Genomic DNA, 3,666 nt, shown 5'->3' with positions numbered 1-3,666 from the left:
CGGTCGCCACCGAGCATCTGACATGGAGCCAGGGCGCGCCGACCATGGCGCTGGCGCTGGTCGGCAGCGTCGTGGCGGGCCTCGTCGCAGGCCGCATCATTCCGCTGTTCATGGAGCGCGTGACCGAGGCCCCGAGCGCCATCATCGTGCAATTCGCCACCACCTTCATGATCTGGATCGCCGCCGAGCATCTCGGCCTCTCCGGCATCCTCACCATCGTGGTCTACGCCATCACCCTCGCGCGCACGGCAGGGGCGCGCATGCCGGCCCGGCTGCGGGTGCCGTCCTATGCGGTCTGGGAGACGATGGTGTTCGTGCTCAACGTGCTCGCCTTCATGCTGATCGGCATGCAGATGCGGCCGATCTGGACGCGGCTGGACGCGGACGTGCGCTGGGAATATTGCGTGGCGGCGGCCTGGATCCTGCTCACCGTGGTGCTGGTCCGGCTGCTCTGGGTGACGTTCTACCGCACGACCTTGCGTGTGCTGGTCGCGCAGGGGATCTATCATCCGAAGGATCCGAAGCAGGTCGCCTCGGCCAAGGGCGGCCTCATCATCTCCTGGTGCGGCATGCGCGGCCTCGTCACGCTCGCCACCGCTTTCGCGCTACCGGAGAATTTTCCCTATCGCGACTTCATCGTCTTCGTCGCCTTTGCGGTGGTGCTGGGATCGCTGGTGATCCAGGGCCTGACGCTGCGACCGCTGATTCTGGCGTTCGGCCTCAAGGACGACGATCCCGTCGGCACCGAGGTCGCGCACGCCCGCGCCGTCGCCTATCGCGCCGCGCTCGATGCGATCGAGAGCGATCCGTCGGAGGAAGCGGAGATCCTGCGGCTCGAATATCGCGCCATCCTGATGCAGGCCGAAAACGATCCCAACGGCGGCATCGCCAATGGCGAACTGCCCGCCGATCCCCTGCGCCGCCGCGCCATCGAGGCCGCCCGCAAATCGATCTTCGATCTCCGCGCCACCGAGGTGATCGGCGACGACGCCTTCCACCGGATCGAAGAGGAGCTCGATCGCGCGGAATTGAGCGCGGGGGGATGAGGCACATACAAAACCGGTGTCGTCCCGGACAAGGGCGCCCTTAGGCGCGCCGATCCGGGATCCATAGCCACAGGGAGAAGTTGGGCGAAGACTCGGGGTTACCAGCTCGCGCGGTAATTCGACCCTGTGGTTATGGGTCCCGGGCTCGCGCTACGCGCGCCCCGGGACGACAGCGGAGTTTGAACCAAACCCCTTGTCCCCAGACTCACTCCTGATGACGACTCTGACCGACGACCGTCGTGTCCGCGCGCGAGATGCGTCGCCCGCACGATATTTTTATCTCCACATGGCCCTGGCCTGCGCAGCCACCGCATTTCTCGGCTTCGCACCGACCTATTGGATCCCCCTCGCCAGCCGAACGCTCTCGACCAGCCCCGTGATCCACTTTCACGGACTCTTGTTCTTCACCTGGTCTCTCTATTTCGTGCTCCAGACCTGGCTCGCAGCCTCCGGCCGCGTCGTCAATCACCGCTCGCTCGGCATCGCTGGCGTTTCGCTCGCGACCGCGATGACGATCTTCGGCTTCCTCGCCTCCGTGCACGTGATGCAGCATGCCGCAGCGCTCGGGCAGCGCGAGGCCGGCATCGGTTTCTCGATCGTGCCGATGAGCGGGATCGCGTTCTTCGCGATCGTGTTCGTGCTCGCGATCGTGAACACGCGCAGGCCCGAGGCTCACAAGCGCCTGATGCTGCTCGCCGCGGTCTCGATCCTCGATGCCGCGATCGCGCGCTGGTTCCTGACCTTCCTCGCGCCTCCGGGACCGCCCGGTCCGCCGCCCGTGCCGGTGACGATCGCGCCGGCTGTCGTCGCATCGCTCCTGCTCGTCGTCGCCATGGTGCGCGACTGGCGCAACGAAGGCCGCGTGCATCCGGTCTATATCTATGGCACGCTCGCGCTGCTGACGGTGAAGGTGCTGAACTGGCCGATCAGCGAGACCGCGGTCTGGCATTCGTTCGCCGGCGGGATTCTGGCGCTGGCGCAGTAGGCACCAAGAACTCCGCTGTCGTCCCGGACAAGCGCAGCTCTTGGCAACGCGAAGCGTTGTCAGGGCGGAGCGCTGATCCGGGACCCATAACCACAGGGAGATGTAATTACAGTGACTCGGAGTTACGGGTCTGCAAACTCACTCTACCTGTGATTATGGGTCCCGGGTTCGCGCCTTGCGCGCCCCGGGACGACAGCGGAGTGTGAGGCGGCGCCTACGCCCCTGCCTTGCAGGTGATCCCGCCATCCACTACCAGCTCGATCCCCGTCACATATTTCGAATCGTCCGAGGCCAGGAACAATGCGGCGTTGGCGACGTCAAAGGCATCGCCCATGTGCCCCATCGGCACTTGTGCGTCGCGGGCGCGCCACATCGCTTCGACGTCGCCCTTGGCGTAGCTGGCGGCGAGGCCTGCGGAATGTTCGACCATCGGCGTCTTCATCAGGCCGGGCAGGATCGCGTTGACGCGCACATGGTGGCGCGCGAACTCGATCGCCGTGGTGCGCGTCATCTGGTTCATCGCCGCCTTCGAGGTGCCGTAGGTGACGTAGGAGATGCCCATGTGGCGGATCGAGGCGATCGAGGAGATGTTGATGATCGAACCGCCGCCCTGCTTCACCATGATAGGGATGACGTGCTTCATGGCGAAATAGGCGCTCTTGAGGTTGACGCTGAAGACGCGGTCCCAGCTCTCCTCGGTCACCTCGACCACGCTGCCCATCTCGGCGATGCCGACATTGTTGTCGAGCACGTCGATGCGGCCATAGGCCTTGAGGCACGCCGCCACCATCGCCTCGACCTCGCTCGCCCGCGAGACGTCGGCGGTGAACGCGGTGGCCTTGCCGCCTTCACCGGTGATGATCTTTGCGGTCTCCTCGGCCGCAGTGCCGTTGCGATCGACGCAGAACACCTGCGCGCCCTCGCGCGCGAAGGTCACCGCGGTCGCCTTGCCGTTGCCCCAGCCGGGACCGATCGAGCCGGCCCCCACCACCATCGCAACCTTGCCCTTGAGCCGATCCATCGCGTTTCTCCCGTTTGTTGTTCTTGTAGCCCGGATGAGCGCAGCGATATCCGGGGACAGTGGTCCCGCATGTCGCTCCGCTCGTGCGGCTACGGATTGTCGCAAACTTTCATCGTCGTGACGTTAGCACCGATGGGATGCCCGACAATCTCCGACAGCGTCCGGCACTTTCCATCATGGCACAGCCGCCACTCCCCCGCCGCGCCGGAATTGCCGAGCACGACCTCCTGCATCGGCGCCCGCTTCGGCTGCCACTGAAACCAGCCGTCGACGAGCCGTGCCTCGGGCGGCGGCTCCATGCCGGGGCCGGTGCCCTTGACGCGGGCCTGCACCAGTTCGAGACCGGCGGGCGTGACGCGCCAATCCTCCTTCCAATCAACCTTCGCGATCGAATGCGTCCAGACCAGCGTGAAGGCGGACAGCGCCAGCGCCTTCACGCCGAAAGCCGTTGCGAAGCAGAGGCTCACACCGCCTCGACAGGCGCTGGCGGGCGCTGCCGCCATTGCCACAGCACGATCGCCGCCGCGAGCACGAACCCCGCGGTATCGCTGAACGGAAACTCGCCGAGCAGGCAGAACGCGGCGCCGAGCGCGACGAGGCGCTCGACCAGCGTC

General features: G+C 66.0%; 4 protein-coding genes. 2 read left to right on the top strand and 2 right to left on the bottom strand.

Translation table 11 applies throughout. The features are described from left to right. Both MOV74_RS33745 and MOV74_RS33740 read left to right on the top strand, forming a co-directional pair. Positions 1-1,046, top strand: a 1,046-nt coding sequence (locus MOV74_RS33745) for a sodium:proton antiporter (RefSeq protein WP_246931310.1), incomplete at its 5' end; no start/stop codon positions are given. A 214-nt stretch (positions 1,047-1,260) separates the two neighbouring features. After that, on the top strand, positions 1,261-2,031 hold the full coding sequence (locus tag MOV74_RS33740; protein ID WP_246931309.1) for a hypothetical protein: 771 nt from the start codon (positions 1,261-1,263) through the stop codon (positions 2,029-2,031). A 214-nt stretch (positions 2,032-2,245) separates the two neighbouring features. Here the strand turns inward: MOV74_RS33740 and MOV74_RS33735 are convergent, their stop codons facing one another. Continuing rightward, on the bottom strand, positions 2,246-3,052 hold the full coding sequence (locus tag MOV74_RS33735) for an SDR family NAD(P)-dependent oxidoreductase (protein WP_246931308.1): 807 nt from the start codon (positions 3,050-3,052) through the stop codon (positions 2,246-2,248). An 89-nt stretch (positions 3,053-3,141) separates the two neighbouring features. Then, a complete protein-coding gene (locus MOV74_RS33730) occupies positions 3,142-3,555 on the bottom strand; it encodes a DUF1850 domain-containing protein (protein WP_246931307.1) in 414 nt (137 codons plus the stop codon). Positions 3,556-3,666 lie beyond the last annotated feature (111 nt).

This window comes from Bradyrhizobium sp. SHOUNA76 (genome assembly GCF_023006445.1).
Classification (GTDB): Bacteria; Pseudomonadota; Alphaproteobacteria; order Rhizobiales; family Xanthobacteraceae; genus Bradyrhizobium.
Note: the sequence above shows the minus strand (reverse complement) of the source record. Positions and strands in the feature narration are given on the sequence as shown.